Annotated in this window: 21 protein-coding genes and 1 pseudogene; 16 read left to right on the top strand and 6 right to left on the bottom strand. The window is 44.9% G+C overall.

The features are described 5' to 3' along the window. Positions 1–127 precede the first annotated feature (127 nt). The 5 genes from ABNN70_RS11355 (at position 128) to ABNN70_RS11335 (ending at position 5587) form a co-directional block, all read left to right on the top strand. Positions 128–1120: a branched-chain amino acid ABC transporter permease gene (locus ABNN70_RS11355; protein WP_353947854.1), complete on the top strand. Its 993-nt coding sequence runs from the start codon at positions 128–130 to the stop codon at positions 1118–1120. Positions 1121–1129: 9 nt separating this feature from the next. After that, on the top strand, positions 1130–2446 hold the full coding sequence (locus tag ABNN70_RS11350) for a branched-chain amino acid ABC transporter permease (protein WP_129928984.1): 1317 nt from the start codon (positions 1130–1132) through the stop codon (positions 2444–2446). After that, a complete protein-coding gene (locus tag ABNN70_RS11345) occupies positions 2443–3219 on the top strand; it encodes an ABC transporter ATP-binding protein (RefSeq protein WP_353947853.1) in 777 nt (258 codons plus the stop codon). Before ABNN70_RS11350 ends, ABNN70_RS11345 begins: the two co-directional genes overlap by 4 nt. Further along, a complete protein-coding gene (locus ABNN70_RS11340) occupies positions 3212–3937 on the top strand; it encodes an ABC transporter ATP-binding protein (RefSeq protein WP_353947852.1) in 726 nt (241 codons plus the stop codon). Before ABNN70_RS11345 ends, ABNN70_RS11340 begins: the two co-directional genes overlap by 8 nt. A gap of 372 nt (positions 3938–4309) precedes the next feature. Beyond that, positions 4310–5587 carry a condensation domain-containing protein gene (locus ABNN70_RS11335; RefSeq protein WP_353947851.1) on the top strand — a complete coding sequence of 426 codons (1278 nt, stop codon included), beginning with the start codon at positions 4310–4312 and terminating at the stop codon, positions 5585–5587. Positions 5588–5622: 35 nt separating this feature from the next. Here ABNN70_RS11335 and ABNN70_RS11330 read toward each other — a convergent pair whose 3' ends face one another. The 3 genes from ABNN70_RS11330 to ABNN70_RS11320 all read right to left on the bottom strand — a co-directional run bounded on the left by ABNN70_RS11330 (position 5623) and on the right by ABNN70_RS11320 (position 7953). Next, the gene (locus ABNN70_RS11330) at positions 5623–5922 is read right to left on the bottom strand and encodes a hypothetical protein (RefSeq protein WP_129928988.1); all 300 of its coding nucleotides are present in this window, start codon (positions 5920–5922) and stop codon (positions 5623–5625) included. A gap of 160 nt (positions 5923–6082) precedes the next feature. After that, positions 6083–6790 carry a 2,3-diphosphoglycerate-dependent phosphoglycerate mutase gene (gene gpmA / locus ABNN70_RS11325; protein WP_129928989.1) on the bottom strand — a complete coding sequence of 236 codons (708 nt, stop codon included), beginning with the start codon at positions 6788–6790 and terminating at the stop codon, positions 6083–6085. 164 nt (positions 6791–6954) lie between these two features. Then, positions 6955–7953 carry a CotS family spore coat protein gene (locus ABNN70_RS11320; RefSeq protein ID WP_353949423.1) on the bottom strand — a complete coding sequence of 333 codons (999 nt, stop codon included), beginning with the start codon at positions 7951–7953 and terminating at the stop codon, positions 6955–6957. A 395-nt stretch (positions 7954–8348) separates the two neighbouring features. Between ABNN70_RS11320 and ABNN70_RS11315 the strand changes: the two genes are divergently transcribed. Genes ABNN70_RS11315 through ABNN70_RS11305 form a run of 3 tightly spaced genes read left to right on the top strand, consistent with a single transcriptional unit; the run spans position 8349 to position 11025 of the window. Next, positions 8349–9479, top strand: a complete 1131-nt coding sequence (locus ABNN70_RS11315) for a glycosyltransferase family 4 protein (protein ID WP_353947850.1) — start codon at positions 8349–8351, stop codon at positions 9477–9479. Between the two features lie 32 nt (positions 9480–9511). Then, positions 9512–10582 carry a CotS family spore coat protein gene (locus ABNN70_RS11310; protein ID WP_353947849.1) on the top strand — a complete coding sequence of 357 codons (1071 nt, stop codon included), beginning with the start codon at positions 9512–9514 and terminating at the stop codon, positions 10580–10582. Next, positions 10582–11025 carry a hypothetical protein gene (locus ABNN70_RS11305; protein WP_353947848.1) on the top strand — a complete coding sequence of 148 codons (444 nt, stop codon included), beginning with the start codon at positions 10582–10584 and terminating at the stop codon, positions 11023–11025. Before ABNN70_RS11310 ends, ABNN70_RS11305 begins: the two co-directional genes overlap by 1 nt. A gap of 220 nt (positions 11026–11245) precedes the next feature. Here ABNN70_RS11305 and ABNN70_RS11300 read toward each other — a convergent pair whose 3' ends face one another. Both ABNN70_RS11300 and ABNN70_RS11295 read right to left on the bottom strand, forming a co-directional pair. Beyond that, on the bottom strand, positions 11246–11485 hold the full coding sequence (locus ABNN70_RS11300; protein WP_353947847.1) for a glycosyltransferase: 240 nt from the start codon (positions 11483–11485) through the stop codon (positions 11246–11248). Next, a complete protein-coding gene (locus ABNN70_RS11295; protein WP_353947846.1) occupies positions 11485–12420 on the bottom strand; it encodes a glycosyltransferase family 4 protein in 936 nt (311 codons plus the stop codon). Before ABNN70_RS11295 ends, ABNN70_RS11300 begins: the two co-directional genes overlap by 1 nt. Before the next feature lie 201 nt (positions 12421–12621). Between ABNN70_RS11295 and ABNN70_RS11290 the strand changes: the two genes are divergently transcribed. The 6 genes and pseudogenes from ABNN70_RS11290 (at position 12622) to htpG (ending at position 18692) form a co-directional block, all read left to right on the top strand. Beyond that, positions 12622–13122 carry an Lrp/AsnC family transcriptional regulator gene (locus ABNN70_RS11290; protein WP_129929084.1) on the top strand — a complete coding sequence of 167 codons (501 nt, stop codon included), beginning with the start codon at positions 12622–12624 and terminating at the stop codon, positions 13120–13122. After that, entirely contained in the window at positions 13122–14291 is a 1170-nt protein-coding gene (locus tag ABNN70_RS11285; protein ID WP_353947845.1) for an aminotransferase, read from the top strand. Before ABNN70_RS11290 ends, ABNN70_RS11285 begins: the two co-directional genes overlap by 1 nt. 231 nt (positions 14292–14522) lie before the next feature. After that, positions 14523–15512 (top strand): dihydroxyacetone kinase subunit DhaK, encoded by a 990-nt coding sequence (gene dhaK, locus ABNN70_RS11280; protein ID WP_353947844.1) that lies wholly within the window; start codon positions 14523–14525, stop codon positions 15510–15512. 14 nt (positions 15513–15526) lie between these two features. Continuing rightward, positions 15527–16110, top strand: a pseudogene (gene dhaL / locus ABNN70_RS11275) (dihydroxyacetone kinase subunit DhaL). Then, entirely contained in the window at positions 16107–16478 is a 372-nt protein-coding gene (dhaM, locus tag ABNN70_RS11270) for a dihydroxyacetone kinase phosphoryl donor subunit DhaM (RefSeq protein ID WP_165364247.1), read from the top strand. The pseudogene dhaL and the gene dhaM overlap by 4 nt, the downstream one beginning before the upstream one ends. A gap of 330 nt (positions 16479–16808) precedes the next feature. After that, positions 16809–18692, top strand: a complete 1884-nt coding sequence (gene htpG / locus ABNN70_RS11265) for a molecular chaperone HtpG (protein ID WP_353947843.1) — start codon at positions 16809–16811, stop codon at positions 18690–18692. A 104-nt stretch (positions 18693–18796) separates the two neighbouring features. Here htpG and ABNN70_RS11260 read toward each other — a convergent pair whose 3' ends face one another. Beyond that, positions 18797–18979 (bottom strand): glycosyl hydrolase family 65 protein, encoded by a 183-nt coding sequence (locus ABNN70_RS11260; protein WP_129928999.1) that lies wholly within the window; start codon positions 18977–18979, stop codon positions 18797–18799. On the opposite strand from ABNN70_RS11260, the gene ABNN70_RS11255 reads away from it, so the two are divergent. Then, entirely contained in the window at positions 18960–19094 is a 135-nt protein-coding gene (locus tag ABNN70_RS11255) for a hypothetical protein (protein WP_353949469.1), read from the top strand. The genes ABNN70_RS11260 and ABNN70_RS11255 overlap by 20 nt on opposite strands. Positions 19095–19109: 15 nt before the next feature. After that, positions 19110–19595, top strand: a complete 486-nt coding sequence (locus tag ABNN70_RS11250; RefSeq protein ID WP_353947842.1) for a hypothetical protein — start codon at positions 19110–19112, stop codon at positions 19593–19595. Positions 19596–19649: the final 54 nt, after the last annotated feature.

Raw genomic sequence — 19649 nt, 5'->3', positions numbered from 1 at the left:
GAATGTAAATAGACTTTATTCCAAAAGGGTATGGGACTTTTAAACTATACCCTTTTAGGATTTTATGGAGTTATTTTCAGCTCCGGCAAATCATTTTTTATAACTGTATTGGGAAAGTGGTGAGAAGATGTTTGCACATATTATTGCAAATTTACCTCAGGTGCTTATTGATGGATTAACTCTTGGTGTTGTGTATGCAGTTGTCGCAATAGGCTACACCATGGTTTATGGTATTCTGGAGCTGATTAACTTTGCTCATGGTGATGTATTTATGACCGGTGCCTTTATTGGTGCAGTGATCCTCTTCCTGCTTACAGGAATCGGATTTGTCACTTCAGTACCCGCGCTGATTGTTTTCGCTATTGTAATAGTCATATCGGCGATTGCAACAGGAATGCTCGGAGTAGGAATTGAGCGGGTTGCATACAGGCCACTCAGGAGGAAGAATGCACCGAAACTGATTGCACTTATCACATCAATTGGTATTTCCTTTGTTCTTGAAGATGTTGTACGCTTTATTGCAGAACTGAATACCGGGAACTATATTGTGACTACACCTCCTATGTTTGATCATAAATTTACGCTTCCTGTTCAAAATGTGATCCCATTTCTAAATAATGCAACGTTCCAGAGTTCATTTCTCCTGGTTGTCATCTGTACCCTTATTATGCTGATATCTCTTGATCTGTTTGTCAACAAAACCAAATGGGGTATGGCCATGCGTGCGGTGGCACAGGACAGAGATACAGCATCTCTGATGTCTATCAATGTGAATCGTGTGATATCTGTTACATTTTTTATCGGCTCAGCCCTAGGAGGAGCGACAGGGGTCCTGTTTATGATTCAGTATGGAACGATTGACCCCTATATCGGTTTTATTCTTGGCATAAAAGCCTTTACAGCAGCAGTACTCGGAGGTATTGGAAATATCAGGGGTGCCATGCTTGGAGGCATTGTCCTGGGATTACTTGAAATGTTTGCGGCTGCGAACCTTTCCATCATCACTAATGGTGCGATGGGTGCTGAATATAAAGATGTTTTCGCATTCATCATTCTGATACTTGTCCTTATATTTAAACCCGAAGGCTTGTTTGGTAAAGCCGTCGTCGAGAAAGTGTAGGTGGTAAAAATGAATGCACTTCTTGGTAAATTAGCTCAGAACAAAAAGGGCCAGATCATTCTGTTTGCTATTTATGTTCTGGCAACAAGTGGCGGTCTCATTCTTCTGAGAGATTCGGTCATTGCATTTCTTCTCCTTCTGTTTTCCATTCTTATTCTGTATTATCTTAAACTGGGGATCAGAACGAAGTGGATCATTGGGCTGATTATTATCGGTTTCCTTGTACCGTTTTCAGCAAGTCAGGGGGATTCCTACCAGTCTTTCATGGAAGTCGGTACACTTGTCGGTATTTATGTCGCTATGGCACTCGGCCTGAACATTGTTGTTGGTTTCGCCGGGCTGCTTGATCTGGGCTTCATTGCCTTCTTCGCAGTTGGTGCTTATACATACGCCATCTTTGCCACAGATCAGGCGTCTCAGTTCATGCCGTTCGGAAATTATCCCCTCCCCGGTGGCTCATTCTGGGTGTTTATTATCATCGGCGCATGCGTTGCAGCCATTTTCGGTATCCTGCTTGGCGTCCCTGTACTGAGAGTCCGGGGGGATTATCTGGCGATTGTGACGCTGGGATTTGGGGAGATTATCCGGATTTTGCTGAACAATATGGATAAACCAGTGAACATAACAAATGGATCAATGGGAATCGCTTCGATTACGCCACCGAATTTTTTCGGTATCTCCATTGGCACTTCAAGTCAGTTTTACTATATTGTGCTGGGAATCTTTCTTGTGGTCATTTACACCGTACGTAAGCTTGAAAATTCTAAACTTGGCAGGGCATGGAAAGCGGTGAGAGATAACGAAATTGCTGCTCAGTCCAGTGGAATACCTCTGGTCAAAACGAAACTCGCTGCTTTCGCTATAGGTGCCTCTTTTTCCGGGATGATGGGCGTTGTCTTCTCGGCCAAGCAAATGTTTGTCGATGCTACCAGTTTCACTTACCTCGAATCTACCATGGTTCTTGTTATGGTCGTACTCGGTGGTATGGGCAGTGTACCCGGCGTAATTCTGGGAGCCGCGATTGTGATCATACTGAGGACACAGGTCCTGACGGAAATATCAAACTGGCTGACACAGCTTGGTACTTCCGGAATCATCAATATTCCGCCAGCTCTGTCTCCGGCGAAGATGCAGCTTCTGATTTTCGGATTATTGCTGATTATTTTTGCTTTATATCGTCCACAGGGATTGATCCCGCATAAAAACCGTCCTGTGGATCAGAAAAAAATCCAGAAACTTGCTGAAAAAGAACCCTCACTCAGTCGCAATCCGGCTGATAAATCTATTGGTACTGAAGAAGCAGAACCCGGAGGTGCCGAAACATGAATATCATGGAAGTTAAAGATCTCACCAAACAGTTTGGCGGGCTGACCGCGACAGATCATATTTCGATGAATATCGAAAAAAATTCTATTACAGCCGTCATCGGACCAAATGGTGCAGGAAAAACAACATTTTTCAATATGGTCACAGGCGTGTATAAACCGACAAGTGGTGACATCCTGCTGGATGGAAAATCAATTGTAGGGTATAAACCGCATAAAGTTTCCCATTATGGTATTGCACGAACTTTTCAGAATATCCGGCTTTTTGACGACATGACCGTGCTTGAAAATGTTCTCGTCGGTATGCATCAGCGCCTGAAGGCCCACTGGGTGGGGACGCTCCTCCAGCTTCCAAATATCAGAAAGGAAGAAATGCTGGCAAAGGTAAAAGCCTATAAACTTCTTGAATATGTCGGACTTTCTGATCAGTTAAACGAAAATGCGAGTAACCTAGCCTATGGACAGCAAAGGCGTCTGGAAATCGCCCGTGCCATTGCATCAAGACCGAAATTACTTTTATTGGATGAGCCGGCCGCCGGAATGAACCCCAAAGAAACAAAGAGACTGACTCAACTGATCCATGATATGAGTAAACGTCTCGATTTAACGATCATCCTTATTGAACATGACATGAAACTGGTTATGGAAATATCCGATTATATTTACGTTCTGGATCACGGTCAGTTGATTGCTGAAGGAAAACCAGATGACATTCGGAAAAATGACAGAGTGATTGAGGCATATCTGGGTACGGGAGCGGTGAAAAATGGCTGAATTGAACGTTTCACATTATTTGGATGTCAGAGGAATCGAGAGTTATTACGGTAAAATCAAAGCGCTAAACGGGATTGATCTGCATATTGAACAGGGGGAAATTGTCACTCTGATCGGGAGTAACGGTGCCGGTAAATCAACCACATTGAAGTCAATCAGTGGGCAGGTCAGACCAAAGGAAGGATCAATCCTTTTCGAGGGGAAGGACATTACAAAAAATGAACCACACAAAACGGCATTACTGGGGATCGCCCAGGTGCCGGAAGGGCGCAGAATTTTCCCAAGACTTACAGTCAGAGAAAATCTGCAAATCGGTGCTTTTTCAGTCAAAGATAAAAAAATCGTGGCTCAGCGTATGGAAACCGTTTTTGGCTATTTCCCCCGTCTGAAAGAACGACTTTCTCAGGTGAGCGGAACAATGAGCGGCGGCGAGCAGCAAATGCTGGCGATGGGACGTGCACTGATGATGAAGCCAAAACTTCTGATGCTTGATGAGCCGTCAATGGGCCTGTCACCAAATTTCGTTGAGCAGATTTTCAATATCATTCTCGATATGAAGGAAGTAGGGATGACCATCCTGCTGGTCGAACAGAATGCTTATCAGGCGCTGCAGATCGCTGATCGCGGATACGTAATCCAGACCGGACAGATCGTCATGGAAGGCAGAGGTAAAGAACTGATGGTGAATGATATGATCAGAGAAGCCTATCTGGCCTGATTTTACTCAGGCAGAAAATGATTTACAGACAGAGGAAAGCCTGAAATAACAGGCTTTCCTCTTATTCATAACACGTTTTATTTGTCGACCAAAGGCGTGCCACGTATAATATGGATATCTTACTTTTAAAGGATCTGATTGAAAAATGGGATGGCTGAGCAGATTAACAGGTGGACGCTTTTTCCCTTTTCGAAAAAAATGTGCACTTTGCCATCGAACAGTTCCGGGAATGAGAAAGTACATGAACGATCAGGGCGAGACGATTTATATCTGCCCCTCCTGCAGTGAATATGCAGAAAGGCGGGCTTTCAGAAAACTGTAATTTCCAAAGGGTCGTAAAAATGGTCCTGACGAATTGAAGGAGTGGATGACATGACCACATTAAGCCGACAAATCTATCCTGCTGAAAGTGCGGATATCAAACACTATATTTCAGGACAGAAAAAAAGAAATGATCATTATCTCCATGCCGTCATTCATCTTGACGCGCACATTGATGAGGACCTTCTGAAAAAAGCAGTTGATGTGACAATGGATGCTGTTCCTCTGCTTGGCTGCCGTTTTGTCGAAACCCCCGAAAAGGCTTATTGGATCCCGGCAGGATGGACTGCCAGTGATATGGTTCAACTTGTCCGGACAGATCATGTAAAAGCAAAAGTTTATCAACATCTGATCATCAAACCGGATGAAAAAAAAGGACCACAGATGAGACTGACGATTGTCAGAGGAGAGGCAACAGATGCATTGGCGATTGTTTTGAATCACATGATTTGTGATGGTGGAGGCATTCGGGATTATCTATATTTACTCTGTGATTGTTACAACAGACTTGCCGAAAAACCGGATGAAGAAATAAAAAACCTTCCTGATCCGGCAAGGCGGAGTATCAGGCAGGTATTTGATCAGATGAGTGCATCACAGATGAATCAGATAAAGCATGCAGAACTTCAAAATTATCCTCAAACCAAAAAGGATTATTTGCCACTTCAGGGGGATGAGAGAACACCCTTCATTATGACGCACAAGGTCTCCGCAGACCGTTTCGATAAAATAAAAAGTTTTGCAAAGTCAGAAGGGGCCACTATTAATGACGCGCTTTTTGCCGCATATATCTGTGCACTTTCCCGGAATCTGAGAACAGATATGATCGCGGTGGACTGTCCGGTTAATCTCCGTACTTTTCTGCCAAAGGATTATCAGCCCGGCCTCTGTAATCTAACATCTAATATCGTCTGTGCCGTACCTTCCCACGCCGGTGAATCATTTGAGAAGGCACTGTCTGAGGTTAAGCAGGTGATGTCCATTCAAAAGGGAAACCTTGAACCCCTGAGGGTATACTGGGAGCTTGAGAACGTCTATCAGACACTGCCTCTGCATCAGGCAAAACAACAATTCCCTGAAATTTACAGTATACCTAAAAATGGATTGACCAATATAGGCGTTCTGGATGATTCGAAACTGGTTTTTGATGGTGTGAGATCAGTGGATGCCAGTATATCAGGATCAATCAAATATGCACCTTATTTTCAGGTTGCTATCACGACATTCCGGAAAGAGATGACGTTCAGTACAAATTTCCATGGAACCAGCGAAGATTACATGTGGCTGGATCACTTCGTTCATCGCATCATCAGTTATTTACCTGAATAGCATCAATAAGTAAGGTCGAAAAAATCAGGCCTCACTTATTTACTCTTATAATAGGTTTCCAGAGCCTGTTTGCTGATTGTTATCTGATCTCCGGGTGCCGTATTTGAACCTGATTCATCCTGAAGTTCAGCAATCTGGCTGCTAATCATTTTAAGGCGCATATGAGTTCGAAAAATGGTGTCACGTTCTGAGAGAGATAAATGATCTGAGGTGGTCAGCTGATCCAGACTGCTGAGCAGTGCGAGCTTCTCCTGACGCAAAGCATGAAGTTGACTGTAGGTGTTTTTCAGGGTGTATCCGGTTGTTATTACTGAATGGACAAGTGGAAGTTGCATGTTATTCAGCCTCTTATCTGTTTGTTATCCCTATTATAATACTCTGGAACATCCGGAAAAGAGGAAAACAGCATGAATTTTTCATCAGAATATAGCCATTACGTATCAATCAGCCAGGACTAACGGCCTATTGCATACAAAGTGAATCAACCTGATCTGGTTATTCACTGACTGATGGTGCTCCACTGAGTTCTTTTTTCACAATAATATTCAGATTACGGTCAAAATCATACATGACGGGAACGCCGGTGGGGACATCAACATGGACGATGTCTTTATCTGATATCTTTTCAATGTATTTAACCAGCGCGCGCAGTGTATTTCGATGAGAGACAATCAGCACATTTTCTCCGGCGATCAGATGTGGTGCGATATGATCTGTCCAGAAGGGGAGTACCCGATAAAGAGTCGTCTTTAAACTTTCTCCGGCGGGCAGAAAACGCGGATCAACTTCGGCATATCTTCTGTCATGTACCGGATGACGTGGATCATCCATGCTGAGAAGCGGCGGCAAAGCATCATAGCCCTTTCTCCAGTGACTGACCTTTTCCTTACCCATACGATCTGCCGTTTCCGCTTTATTCAACCGTTGCAGAGCGCCATAGCTGCGTTCGTTTAACCGCCACGTTTTATAAACGGGCAGCCAGTTCTGGTCCATTTCATTTAAGATATAGTTCATCGATTGGATCGCGCGTTTAAGGACGGAGGTAAAAACAACATCGAAAGGGATATCTGTTTCACTGATCAGCCTGCCTGCGGTTTTGGCTTCATCAATGCCATGGTCAGTAAGCGGAACATCTTCCCATCCGGAAAAAAGGTTTAATTTATTATATTTACTTTCACCATGTCTGACAATCACGAGCTTCATTGTATGACCCCCAGTATTTCTCATATCATGCGTTTCATACTGTACGTTATTTCATGCATTCCAGTATACTGCATTGAAAGATAATTTCCAATGATTGAGGTCATGATGAAATAAAATTACTCTCCGGAGTATAAAAAAGAAGCCCCTGCGGCTTCCCTGACTTCTTAATTCATCCGTTTAACTATTTCTTTCCCTTTTCGTTCTTCATAAGTTAATGCCTTCTCCAGTTCATCTGCCGGAAGATCATTTTTTCTGCCGAATTTTTCATTTGCTGTTTCGTAAAGTTCATAAGGGAAAAGCATATCGGTGAACATAATCTTTTTTTGCGCTTCAGTAAGCTTTGTTACCTTCTCATAAGATTCAATCATCCTGTTGAACAGGTCATCATTCCATTCACCCTGATCTCCCATCAGCGGAATAATCATCTTTCGTAAATCACGGATGGGCAGATCAAAGGTTGTCGTATCCAGATCAATGATCCATGTCTCCTGGTCTGATAAAAGCGTGTTTCCTGTTCCATAGTCCTGATGGCACAGGTGCGGGTTTTCCAGGCTCTCGGTAACCCATTCTGTATAACCTGAATCCAGAAGCTTATTTAGCGTTTGACGCCCGAAAGCAATATGATGGTCGATCTCTGATAAGTACAATTGAGAGAAAGGATCATCCGGCAGTTCAGCAGCAATCTTCTTCCAGGATTCCATCTGCTGGCATCGCTTAATGTAATGGTTCGGCCACTGTCCGAGTTTGGAAAACACCGGAATACCTTCCGGTGGAATATATCCTTCTGAGTCGATGTGATATTGTGCAAGTCCCCTCATGATCCAGTCAAGATCTTCAGATACCGTTAAATCAAATGGCCGTCCGACAATCCAGTTGTACACCACAAATAAAAAAGGTCCCTGTCTGGTATATAGGTGCCCGCGCTTATTTGGAATAATGCCGGGAACTCGTGAGCCTTTTTTGGCCAGATAATCCTGTGCATAAATGGAGAATAGAGCCTTTTTTTCCGGCCGATGAATTCGTTTCAGACAGAGTGGGCCGCGATCGGTCATGATTTTCCAGACGAGTGCCATCTGTCCGCCCTGAATCAGTTCGATCTGACTGACTGATATATCCCAGTATTTCAGGATGGAAGAAGCCAGTCTGATCAGTTTCTCAACCATAACCGGATCGAGATTTTCTTCTTTCTTTTCTTCCGCTGTTTCTCCTTTTTTTTCAACGCCTGCAGGTTCTGTTTGCTTTCTGACTGCAGTTGCTTTTTCCTTTGTGTTACCTTCGGACATTACAGTAAGATCCATGCTTTTCAGTTCGATGTGTTTAAAAGTAAGCCGTGGTTCGTTCATCGGACGTCCTCCATTTCCGCTTCCATATACTTTCAGCTTATGGTGACTACGCCACATCTGCCATTCATTGGTCTGTCATATAGATAAATGGGTGAATAGACTGGTGAAACAGCCCTTTTTCCCCATGAACCCGGGGAAGTCGCACAAGAACAGACGCCTTTCCGTATCATGACTTGTGAGGATAAAACCCAAAGACCGGAGCAAGGGGGAGTTTGATGAAAATTGCCATGATTGCCACGGAAAAATTACCTGTTCCTGCAATTCGGGGCGGAGCCATACAAATCTATCTGCAGTCTTCTGCCGAGATTATAGCGAAAAATCATGAGGTCACAATGATTTCCATACAGGATCCCGACCTCCCTGATGAGGAAACAATCAACGGTATCCATTATGTTCGTTTTCCCGCATCAAATTATCTGAACACGCTGGTTGATCTGGTGAAGGAAAGCTCATTTGATATCATTCACCTGTGCAACCGGCCGTCCTGGGTTGCACAGGTGAAACAGGCGGCTCCTGTGAGCAAGATCGTACTTAGTGTCCATAATGAAATGTTTTCTAAAGGAAAACTGGCTCAGGAACAGGGGGAACAGTGTATCAGCGATGTGTCGGCCGTCGTGACTGTCAGTGATTTTATTCGGAAGTCGATAACCGATCGATTCCCGGAAGCTGAGAAAAAAGCAATAACTGTATATTCCGGAGTGGATCTTGACGCGTATCATCCGGCCTGGACCGAAGAAGGCAGGAAAATTCGTGAGAACATGAGGAAGCGGGCGGGACTTGAGGGGAGAAAGATCATCCTGTTTGTCGGAAGACTGAGCAAGGTCAAGGGACCACATATCCTTCTTCAGGCCATCCCGGAAATCACAAAAAGACATCCGGATGCAATGCTGGTCTTCGTCGGTTCCAAATGGTTTGGTGATGATCAGGTGAACAATTACGTCAGGCATCTCTATACCCTGGGTGCGATGCATATCGATCATGTGACCTTTATCAAATTTGTCAAACCGCGGGATATACCCGGCTTTTACACGATGTCTGATATTTTTGTCTGCTGCTCACAGTGGCAGGAACCACTTGCACGAGTGCATTATGAAGCCATGGCAGCCGGCCTCCCGATTATTACTACAGATCGAGGCGGTAATGCTGAAGTGATCCGTGACGGTGAGAACGGACGGGTAATTACTCATTTTTCAGACCCTCTGCAATACGCAACGCGGATCAATGAGTTACTCGATGAAGATGAGAGGCGTAAAAGTATCGGGGAGCAGGGCAGAAGGATAGCCGAAGAAAGATTTGGCTGGGAAACCGTCGCCGGGAATCTGGTTCGTGTTTACGAAGGGGTTTAGTTGAAAAAATGACCTGAAAATGAGGTGCTGATGTGATTGATGAACAATATAAAAAACGTATAGAACAAAATCATAAAGACTTATTAGGTGTGCTTCAGCATTATCCGGTAGAACCCGGGAAAATAACTCTGCTGCCCTCAAGAGGTGGCCGGTCAAAATGGCTGATTGAAACCGATAAAGGCAATATGTTTCTAAGACTTGAGACGATCAATCCGAAAAGAATGCTGTTTATTGCCGGTGCTCACTGGTATCTGCAGCAAAAAGGTTTCCCCATTGCCAAATTGATTCCGACCCGGAACGGAGGGCTTTGTCTGTCCGGAGGCAACCATATTTATCTCATGACAGAAGCAAATGAGGGGAAAGGCGTTCAGTATTACGAACGCGAAGAGATCATGAAAACGATGGGTTTTATCGGGGCTTTCCACAAAGCATCTGTCGGATACAGCCCGGTAAAAGGGAGTAAGAAGCGAACCCGGATCGGTAAATGGAAAAAGCTTTATCAATGGAAAATTCAGGAACTTGAAAGCAATATGAAACTGGCAATGGCTGCTGATGCCAATGACACTTTCTCCCAACTCTTTATTGAACATGCGGATCAAATGTTAAAAAGGGGTAAAGAAGCACTGAAAGAGCTTGATCAGCCGGCTTTCTCAGATTGGACCCGTGAGACCATGGAATCAGGGATGTTTTGTCAGCAAGATTTTACCATGGCACGCATGATTATGAAAGACAATCAGGTTTTTATGAAAGATCTTCATTCAATCACGATCGATCTTCCTGCCCGTGATCTGCGAATTCTGATGAATAAAGTGATGAAAAAACTTTCTGTGTGGGATCGGGATCTGGCTTACGATATGCTGCAGGCCTATGATCAGGTCTTTCCATTAAAAAAAGAGTATTATCAGGTCCTGCTTACAGATCTGAAATTTCCACATTTGTTTTGCGGGCTTGCCCATAAATACTATCTTGAACAAAAGAAATCCTGGGGCGATGAAAAATATCTGATGTATCTGCGCAATATTATCGCGGTTGAACAATCCAAACAAGCATTTCTGGCAGATTTTGATCAGCTGATCAGCAGGGTTAAAGGTGGTGTATCGTAATGGCTGAACAGGATCCTTTTAAAATTCCAAAAGTTGATCTGGAAACGTATCGATTTTCTCCACCTGGCTCCATGGGCTGGAGTGCTCAGAACTATGAGAAATTACTTAATCATCCGGATGGACCCGACGTTTCCGATCCATTTTTACCTCCGCTCATTCCTCAGGATGCACTGACGGAACTGGCTTCGTCCGTTGAATATCAAATAGAACTGCCGGTGGTCCGAGACATAGAAAATACGCCCTCTGAAGTACACCGGGAAGACATCAAACCTGTAGACGTTAAACAGAAGAAAACGAAAGGACAACCGAAGCAGGAACCGGTAAGGGAGTCTGATGGTCACGACACGTCTGAGAAAGAGTCAATCTATCAAGATCTTATTCTGACTGGGAATCCACCCGCTAAACCGTGGATGGCCGATCAGCTTACCACTTTTTATTCTTAACGCTTTGTTCTGTAAGATGTTGCTTTTCGCTCTATATGCTCGCTTTGCCCGGGACCGGAGGCTTAGCTTTTCTGAACCTTTTTTCCACAAAAATTTCATACCCCCTTTTCATACCCCCTTAAAGTAAAGAAAAGCGGAGAGCATCCGCTTTTTTATACTTCAGAGAGAGACGGATAATTAAGTGAAACTTAGTGGCTTTACTAAACCGGGTTTGCCCTCCCTAATAGCGAAAATCAGAGGCAGACAGAGAGACCGGATCCCTGCGGATCACGCCGTTGTACAGACGCAGGAGGCGGTCCGCAACATGGCTGAAATCATGATTAGCCTCAACAAATAAGCGACCATTTCGACCCAGACGGGAAGCAGTAAAGGGATTAGATAACAGATAGTCGATGGCCTGAACGAAAGATCCCACCCGATCATATTTTTCCAGAACCAGGCCGTTTACATGTTGCTTCACTACCTCAGTATTCCCCCGCGATCGGTAGTCACTACCGGTACTCCGGCTGCCATCGCCTCATAATGAACCCTGGCCAGGGGTTCCTGCCACTGGGAACTGCAGACGAAGAGATCCGCAGCAGGAAAGAGGTCGGGGATTTGGTCAGAGGGGACATATTTTGTAAATATCACATGTGTACGAATCGGTTCAGCCAGCTGATAGAGAAAATTCACATAAGGGTTGCTCCCGTTATCGCTGAACCATTTCCCTCCCGCAATGACGAGCACAGCATCTGGATGGTCGTCAAGAAGATATTTCATGGCCTGGATCAGCATATGCGGGCCTTTAGACGGACTCAGTCTGCCGACAAAAAGGATGACTTTCTTATCTTTTATGCCCAGTCTGGCACGCGTGTTTGAACGAACCGTTCTTCCCTTGATCGTCCAGACAGGGTAGTAGCGATTTAAATCAGCTCCGGAATAAACAACATCCGTTTTTTTGCCGGCCTGCGGAAAACGGCGAATGACAGAGTCCTTAATGTAACGACTGACTGTCATTAAGCGGTTCACTGAATCAATCGCCTGCCGACCTTCGAAATCCGATATTTTATCAGGATGAAACATTTCGTTATGCAGACTCAGGACGAAACGGGATTGCGGGCAGGCTTTTTTATACTTAATCACATCTTTCGGACGATTGAATACATGAATCACATCAAATGTGTGTTGTGTGATTTCTTTTGCCACGTGATCCGAATAAGCTTCTTGAGGCAGGCGGATGTAACAAATATGATTTTTTACTTCACGGTCCGATAAGGCGGGATCTGTGACGGAGAAGATTGTCAGCTGATGTTCAGCCGCCAGATCAGGCGCCACTCCATCGATCATCATCTGTATCGCACCGCCTCTGATTGCAGGTAACGGAAGTTTTTCCGTACAAATGTATGCCAGTCTCATCACTTTTCACCTCGAAATGAACCGGAATGATGACCCAGGACAAATGCCTCCTGGGTCATTGCCTGAAATATCATATGCCTGCCGGTCTGTCGAGAAAGTTGTCTGAAGTGGATCCCAGAAAAAAATGACGTTTTCATAAGGGGCCTGAAGTAATATAATGAGTATACGAATAATGAAGAGGAAACAGAAGGGAGCGATATGATGAAACTAACTGCAACAGAAATTGAAATTGCTGAAATATTAGAGAAAGATGCCCGCTTGTCCAATGAAGAAGTGGCTAAAATGACTGATCTCAGTCTGGAACAAACACGTGAAATAATAAAAAAACTGGAAGAGCAGAAAGTCATTGTCAGGTACGTTACGCTTGTCGACTGGGGGAAAATTGACGGCCATCAGGGCGTAACGGCAATGATTGATGTCAAGGTCACACCAAAACGCGATGTCGGGTTTAATAAAGTGGCTGAGCGCATCTACCGTCACAGTGAAGTCAAATCAGTTTATCTGATGTCCGGCACCTATGACCTGTCCGTGGTCGTAGAAGGGCATTCCGTTAATGAGGTGGCTCATTTTGTCACACAGAAATTATCAACTATAGAGGGCGTCATCTCAACCACCACCCATTTCGTGCTGAAAAAATTCAAACATGACGGCACCGTGTATGATCAGGATCAGAAAGATAATCGAATTGTGGTGTCGCCGTGATGGAACTGAAGACGAACTATCTGGCCCATCATGTCCAAACGCTCAAGCCGTCGGGGATCCGCAAGTTTTTTGATGCAACGGCGGGAATGACCGGGGTGATCTCTCTCGGGGTCGGTGAGCCGGATTTTGTCACACCCTGGAATGTACGGGAAGCGGCAATTTTATCACTTGAAGACGGTTATACTTCTTATACAGCCAATGCAGGATTGCCTGCGCTGCGCGAAGAAATTGCCCGTTATATTGAAAATTATTTCTGCGTGACCTATCATCCGGATTCGGAGATCATCGTGACAGTCGGCGCGAGTGAAGCTATTGACATCTCACTGCGGGCAATTCTCGACCCGGGCGATGAGGTTCTCGTTGTCGAACCCTGTTTTGTTTCTTATGCGCCGCTTGTCACACTGGCGGGCGGCGTGCCTGTCACTGTCGAGGCAAAAAAAGAAAACCAGTTCAAAGTGACGGCCGCGCAGCTCGAGGCTGCCTGTACGGAGCGGACAAAAGCGATCATGATCTGTTCGCCAAACAACCCGACAGGGGCCATGCTGAACAAGGATGAGATGGAACGAATTGCAGCGGTGGCCAGGAAGCACGACCTGCTGATTCTGTCTGATGAAATATATGCGGAACTGGTCTATGATGAGCTTTACACAAGCTTTGCTGCTCTGGATGATATGCGGGAACGAACCATTCTGGTCAGTGGTTTCTCCAAAGATCTGGCCATGACCGGATGGCGAATTGGGTTTGTCTGTGCTCCGAAAGAGATTGCGGAAGGCATGCTGAAGATCCACCAGTATACCATCATGTGCGCATCGACTATGGCTCAGTATGCCGCTCTGGAAGGTCTGAAGAGTGGACGTAAGGAAGTTAACGAGATGCGGAAAAGTTACCGGCAGCGCCGCAATTATATCGTAGAGTCGCTGAACGAAATAGGACTTGACTGTCCAAAGCCGGAAGGGGCTTTTTATACCTTCCCGTCAGTAGCGTCGACCGGACTTAGCTCAGAGGTATTTGCGAAGCGTCTCCTGCAAACAGAAAAAGTTGTTGTTGTACCCGGTAATGCCTTCGGAGACTGCGGCGAAGGCTATGTGCGCTGCAGCTACGCAACCTCAATGGCACAGCTTCAGGAAGCGATGACCCGAATGAAACGTTTTGTAGAGAGTGTCTGGTAACGCCTCCGATTGCAGATGATTAATGTATGTATACATTATGACGAACCTGATCATAATAAATCTGGATCTTTCACTCTTGAGTCGGGTATCATGCGACGATCGAAGAAACGAGAAGAGGTCTGATCTGACAAGCTGTCTCCTCTTGTTTCTTTACAACAGGATGGACAAGTAAACGCTTACGAATTATGATGAAAACGTAAGAAGGAATTGTCCGAAGGGAGCGTACAGGTGATGAAAAAGATCATGAATAAACCGGAAAATATCGTTGACGAGATGATTGACGGACTGGTCTTCGGCAGCACGGATCTGATTCGGCGGATCCCTGAAACAAATATTGTGATCCGGAAAAAGAAATCTCCCGGCAAAGTGGCATTGGTCAGTGGTGGCGGCAGCGGCCATGAACCGACCCATGCCGGATATGTCGGCTCCGGCATGCTGGCCGCAGCCGTGTGCGGGCCTGTCTTCACGTCACCGGCGCCGGATCAGATCGTCGAAGCAATTAAACAGTCGAACCAGGGAGCAGGTGTCCTGTTGATTATCAAAAATTACTCCGGCGATGTGATGAATTTTGAAATGGCTGAAGAGCTTGCGGCGATGGATGGAATCGAAGTTGATCATCTTGTGGTTGACGACGATATTGCCGTTGAGGACAGCACCTATACGGCTGGAAAGCGCGGTGTGGCAGGTACAGTTCTTGTGCACAAACTGCTGGGGGCAGCAGCAGAATCCGGTCTTTCGCTTGAGGCATTGAAAGAACTTGGTGAAAAGGTAGTTGATTCGATCAAAACGATCGGTGTCGCTTTATCGGCCGGAACAGTTCCGGAATCAGGCAAACCCGGCTTCATACTCGCTGAGGATGAGATGGAATACGGTGTCGGCATACACGGCGAACCGGGTTACCACAGGGAGAAAATCAAACCGTCGGCAGCCATTGCCAGAGAACTGATCGATCATCTTCATAAAGCATTCCAGTGGAAGGCCGGCGACCCGTACGGCATTTTGGTAAACGGACTGGGCGCAACTCCGCTGATGGAGCAATATGTGTTTGCAAATGATGTAGCAAAGTTGCTGCAGGCGGATCAGCTTGAGCTGCCGTTTCGCAAGATCGGCAACTATATGACGTCGCTGGAGATGGCGGGGCTTTCTCTGACATTATTTCATCTGCAGGATTCAAAGTGGCTCGATTGGCTTAAGGCACCGGTTGAGACAACAGCCTGGTAAAAGGAGCAATGGGTATGATTACAGTTGAAAATACAATAAAGTGGTTAAATCTATTCAGTGACCGGATTGCAGATCACAAGGATTATTTAAGCGAACTGGATCAGGCAATTGGTGATGGAGACCATGGGACAAACATGGCCCGGGAGCAGCCGCGATGAAAGAAGCACTGAACGGTAAAACATTCAAAACCGTTCAGGAGGTCCTGAAAACCGCTGCGATGAGCCTGCTCAGTAAAATTGGCGGCGCATCCGGGCCACTTTACGGTTCCGCGTTTATCGGTATGGCGAAAATCGCTGCAGGCGATGAAACAGATCCGACAGAACTGGTTCGTGCCGGTGCATCGAGTATTCAGCATCGCGGGAAAGCCAAACCCGGCGATAAAACCATGGTTGATGTCTGGCTTCCGGTAGCTGAAGCACTGAAAAGCGGTACGTTAACGGTTGACACCATTAATCAGGCAGTGCAGTCGACAAAACCAATGAAAGCGAAAAAAGGAAGAGCTTCCTATCTCGGTGATCGTTCCATCGGCCACCTGGATCCTGGATCCGTGTCCAGTGGCTATTTGTTTGAGACAATGCTTGAAGGCGGCTTATTATGAATGAATACGGCGTGCTGCTTTGTTCGCATGTGGATAAAATTGCGTTGGGACTGACAACTCTGTTGAAAGAAGTTGCCTCTGATGTATCCGTTACTTCAGCCGGCGGAACAGAGGATGGTGGAATCGGAAGCAGTTTTGACAAAATTCAGGCTGCCGTTGAAGCGAATAAAGCCGATAAAGTCCTCGCTTTTTATGATATGGGCAGTTCCAAAATGAATTTGGAAATGGTTAAAGAAACATCAGATAAATCAATCGAGATGTTCGATACCGCATTCATCGAAAGTGCTTATACCGCTACGGCACTGCTGCAAGCCGGGGTACCGATTGAAGAAATCAGGAAACAGCTGGCCCCTTTGAAGATAAAATAAGTGCCGGATGCGGCAGAGAAGGGTATATGAAGCCAAGAGTTCACGTACCTTTCCTTTTTTATGCGCAAATGAGATGAGCTCCCTGGTTTGACCGATTTCTTCCGGATAAAACTTCCTGTTCAGCCTGGCGCCTGCCTTTATCTGTCATTGACAGGTGAAATTTTACCAGCGTAAACGATTACACTGCGCTGGAACAGGATTCTGATTTGACAAAAACTGAAGAATGATATATAAAAATAGGTATTAGCACTCCATCGTAATGAGTGCTAATTTAACTGAACGGACATCTGTGTTTTTACATAGATATTGTTGTAAAAAGGAGAGAACGTCATGCCGACGAAAGAATTTAAGGCGGAATCGAAAAAGCTTCTGGATATGATGATTCATTCAATCTACTCACAGAAAGAAATTTTTCTGAGAGAAATCCTGTCCAACAGCAGTGATGCCATTGACAAGATTTATTACAAAGCACTGACCGATGATTCACTCAGCTTTGATAAAGATGACTATTATATCCGTGTCACACCAGACAAGGATAATCGGACGCTGACCATTTCCGATACGGGCATCGGGATGACCGAAGAAGAACTGGAAAATAATCTGGGGACAATTGCTCAGAGTGGTTCGTTTCATTTCAAACATGAAAATGAATCAAAAGACGGTCATGACATCATTGGCCAGTTTGGTGTCGGTTTCTATTCGGCTTTCATGGTTGCTGCCAAGGTGACAGTTATTTCCAAAGCGCTCGGCAGCGATCAGGCGTACAAATGGGAGTCAGAAGGGGCAGACGGCTATACAATTGATCCGGCTGAAAGAGATTCAGTAGGTACCGATGTTATTCTGAAACTGAAGGATAATACCGAAGACGACAAGTACGATGATTTTCTGGATGAATATCGGCTGAAGTCTATCATTAAGAAGTATTCAGATTATATCCGTTATCCGATCAGGATGATCGTTACAGAAAGCAAGCCGAAGAAAGATAATGACAAAGAATTTGAAGAAGTCAAAGAGGACCAGACGATTAACAGTATGGTACCGATCTGGCGTAAACCGAAGAAGGATCTGAAAAAGGAAGATTACGAAAACTTCTATCAGGAAAGACACTATGGTTATGATAAACCACTGAAATATATCAATATCCAGGTAGATGGTACGATTCGCTATCATGCTATTCTCTATATACCAGAGAACATTCCATTTAATTATTATTCAAAGGAATATGAGAAAGGGCTGGAGTTGTACTCTAATGGCGTACTGATCATGGAGAAATGTGCCGATCTTTTGCCCGATTATTATAGCTTCGTCAAGGGTGTCGTAGACTCTGAGGATATCTCTCTTAATATTTCGAGGGAAATGCTACAGCAGGACCGCCAGTTGCAGGTCATTGCAAAGAATATTAAGCACAAAATTCAGAAAGAGCTTGAAAAAATGCTCAGGGACGACCGGGAGACTTATGAGAAATTCTTTAAATCATTCGGACGTCAGCTGAAGTACGGAGCTTATATGGATTATGGCTCACATAAAGATGAGCTGCAGGATCTGCTTCTGTTCTACTCGTCGAAGGAAAAGAAAATGGTCACACTGGATGAATACGTGACCCGAATGCCTGATGATCAGAAGTATATTTATTATGCGGTCGGGGAATCAAATGAAAAGATTGACAAGCTGCCTCAGACTGAACTCGTCACTGATAAGGGATATGAAATCCTTTACTTCACAGATGATGTTGATGAGTTCACGATAAAAATGCTTAGAACTTATAAAGAGAAAGAATTTAAATCCGTATCGAGCAACGACCTCGGACTTGAAAGCGACGAGGAAAAGCAGGAAAGTAAGGCTGAAGACAAGGCAAATAAAGAACTTTTTGATAAGATGAAGGATATCCTGTCTGATAAAGTCAAGGGGGTTCGGGCGTCGAAACGTCTGAAAACCCACCCTGTCTGCTTTGCTACTGAAGGTGACGTTTCCATCGAAATGGAAAAAGTGCTTAATCAGATGCCAAACAATGAGCACATTAAGGCGGATAAGATTCTTGAAATAAATACCCATCACGATGTATTCAAAGCGCTTAAGGCAGCTTTTGATCTTAATGACGATAAGAAAGTAAATCTGTACACCAATCTTCTGTACAATCAGGCGATGATCATCGAAGGATTGCATGTTCAGGATCCGGTGACCTTTGCTAACGATATTTGTAAACTGATGGATTGATCTTCTCATCAACGTGAACAAATCTGCGATCCCTTTTGGAACCGCAGATTTTTTTTACATATTGACCTGAAAAGTGACCGTCTCTCCAGAGGAGACCCTTTTTTTTAATTATTCAGGATCAGTTCCAAATAACCTGAACGCTTAAGTTGACATTGCCCCAGGTCTTGTGCAAGCTTAAATCGCAGCGTTTTACCCTGAAACACAATATGAAAGGAATAGTTATTCCATTTTAAGGGGATAGATGGTCTGAGCGAGAGACCTTTTTCTGTGATCCTGATTCCGGTCAATCATCACATCAGAGATCGACCAGAAGGCATTAAGAAAACGCTTTCTCTCCTTCAGAAGTTCGGAGAAAGACAGAACGTCAATCTTCTAATGGAGATTGACGTTCTGTCCGTTTAGGTTGAGACGGTATAAATGGTTCTTTTCACAGCAATCACCGGCTCATTTAACAGAAGGGTGATGGAAGTCTCCACGCTGCTTTCCCTGATCCGGATGATCCGCGTGCAGGGAACAGATAATCGGATAGAACTGACACAGGATACATCCAGATTTGACGTAGAAGTGCGATCTGAACCGATAACTCAAGCGTACGGAAAAATGTCTATTTTGTTGTTGCTGAGCAGTTATGCACGCCCCTGCGGCATTCTCCAGTGTGACTTCATACTTACTGCTCAATCCAGAGAGGTGCCGGAGACATTCAGCGGCGGAGACTACGCCGATGTTCTTAAAAATCTGGTCACCGTCGAGAAATTTCCATATCTTCACGACGTTGTCGCCTCAGGCGCCTATACGGATGAACAGGCAGAAGAGTCCGGAGATATCAGGGACGATTTTGACTTCGGGCTGGAACGCATTCTGAATGGAATCGAACATGACCTCAAAACAAAAATGCCGGGATAATGTTAGAGAAAGACAGTCCGGCAAAAAAAAAGAACGATGGAGATGTTTCAGAAA

It is taken from the genome of Sporolactobacillus sp. Y61, from assembly GCF_040529185.1.
Lineage (GTDB): Bacteria > Bacillota > Bacilli > Bacillales > Sporolactobacillaceae > Sporolactobacillus.
The sequence above is the reverse complement of the archived record's forward strand: the minus strand, read 5'-3'. Positions and strand labels throughout refer to the sequence as shown.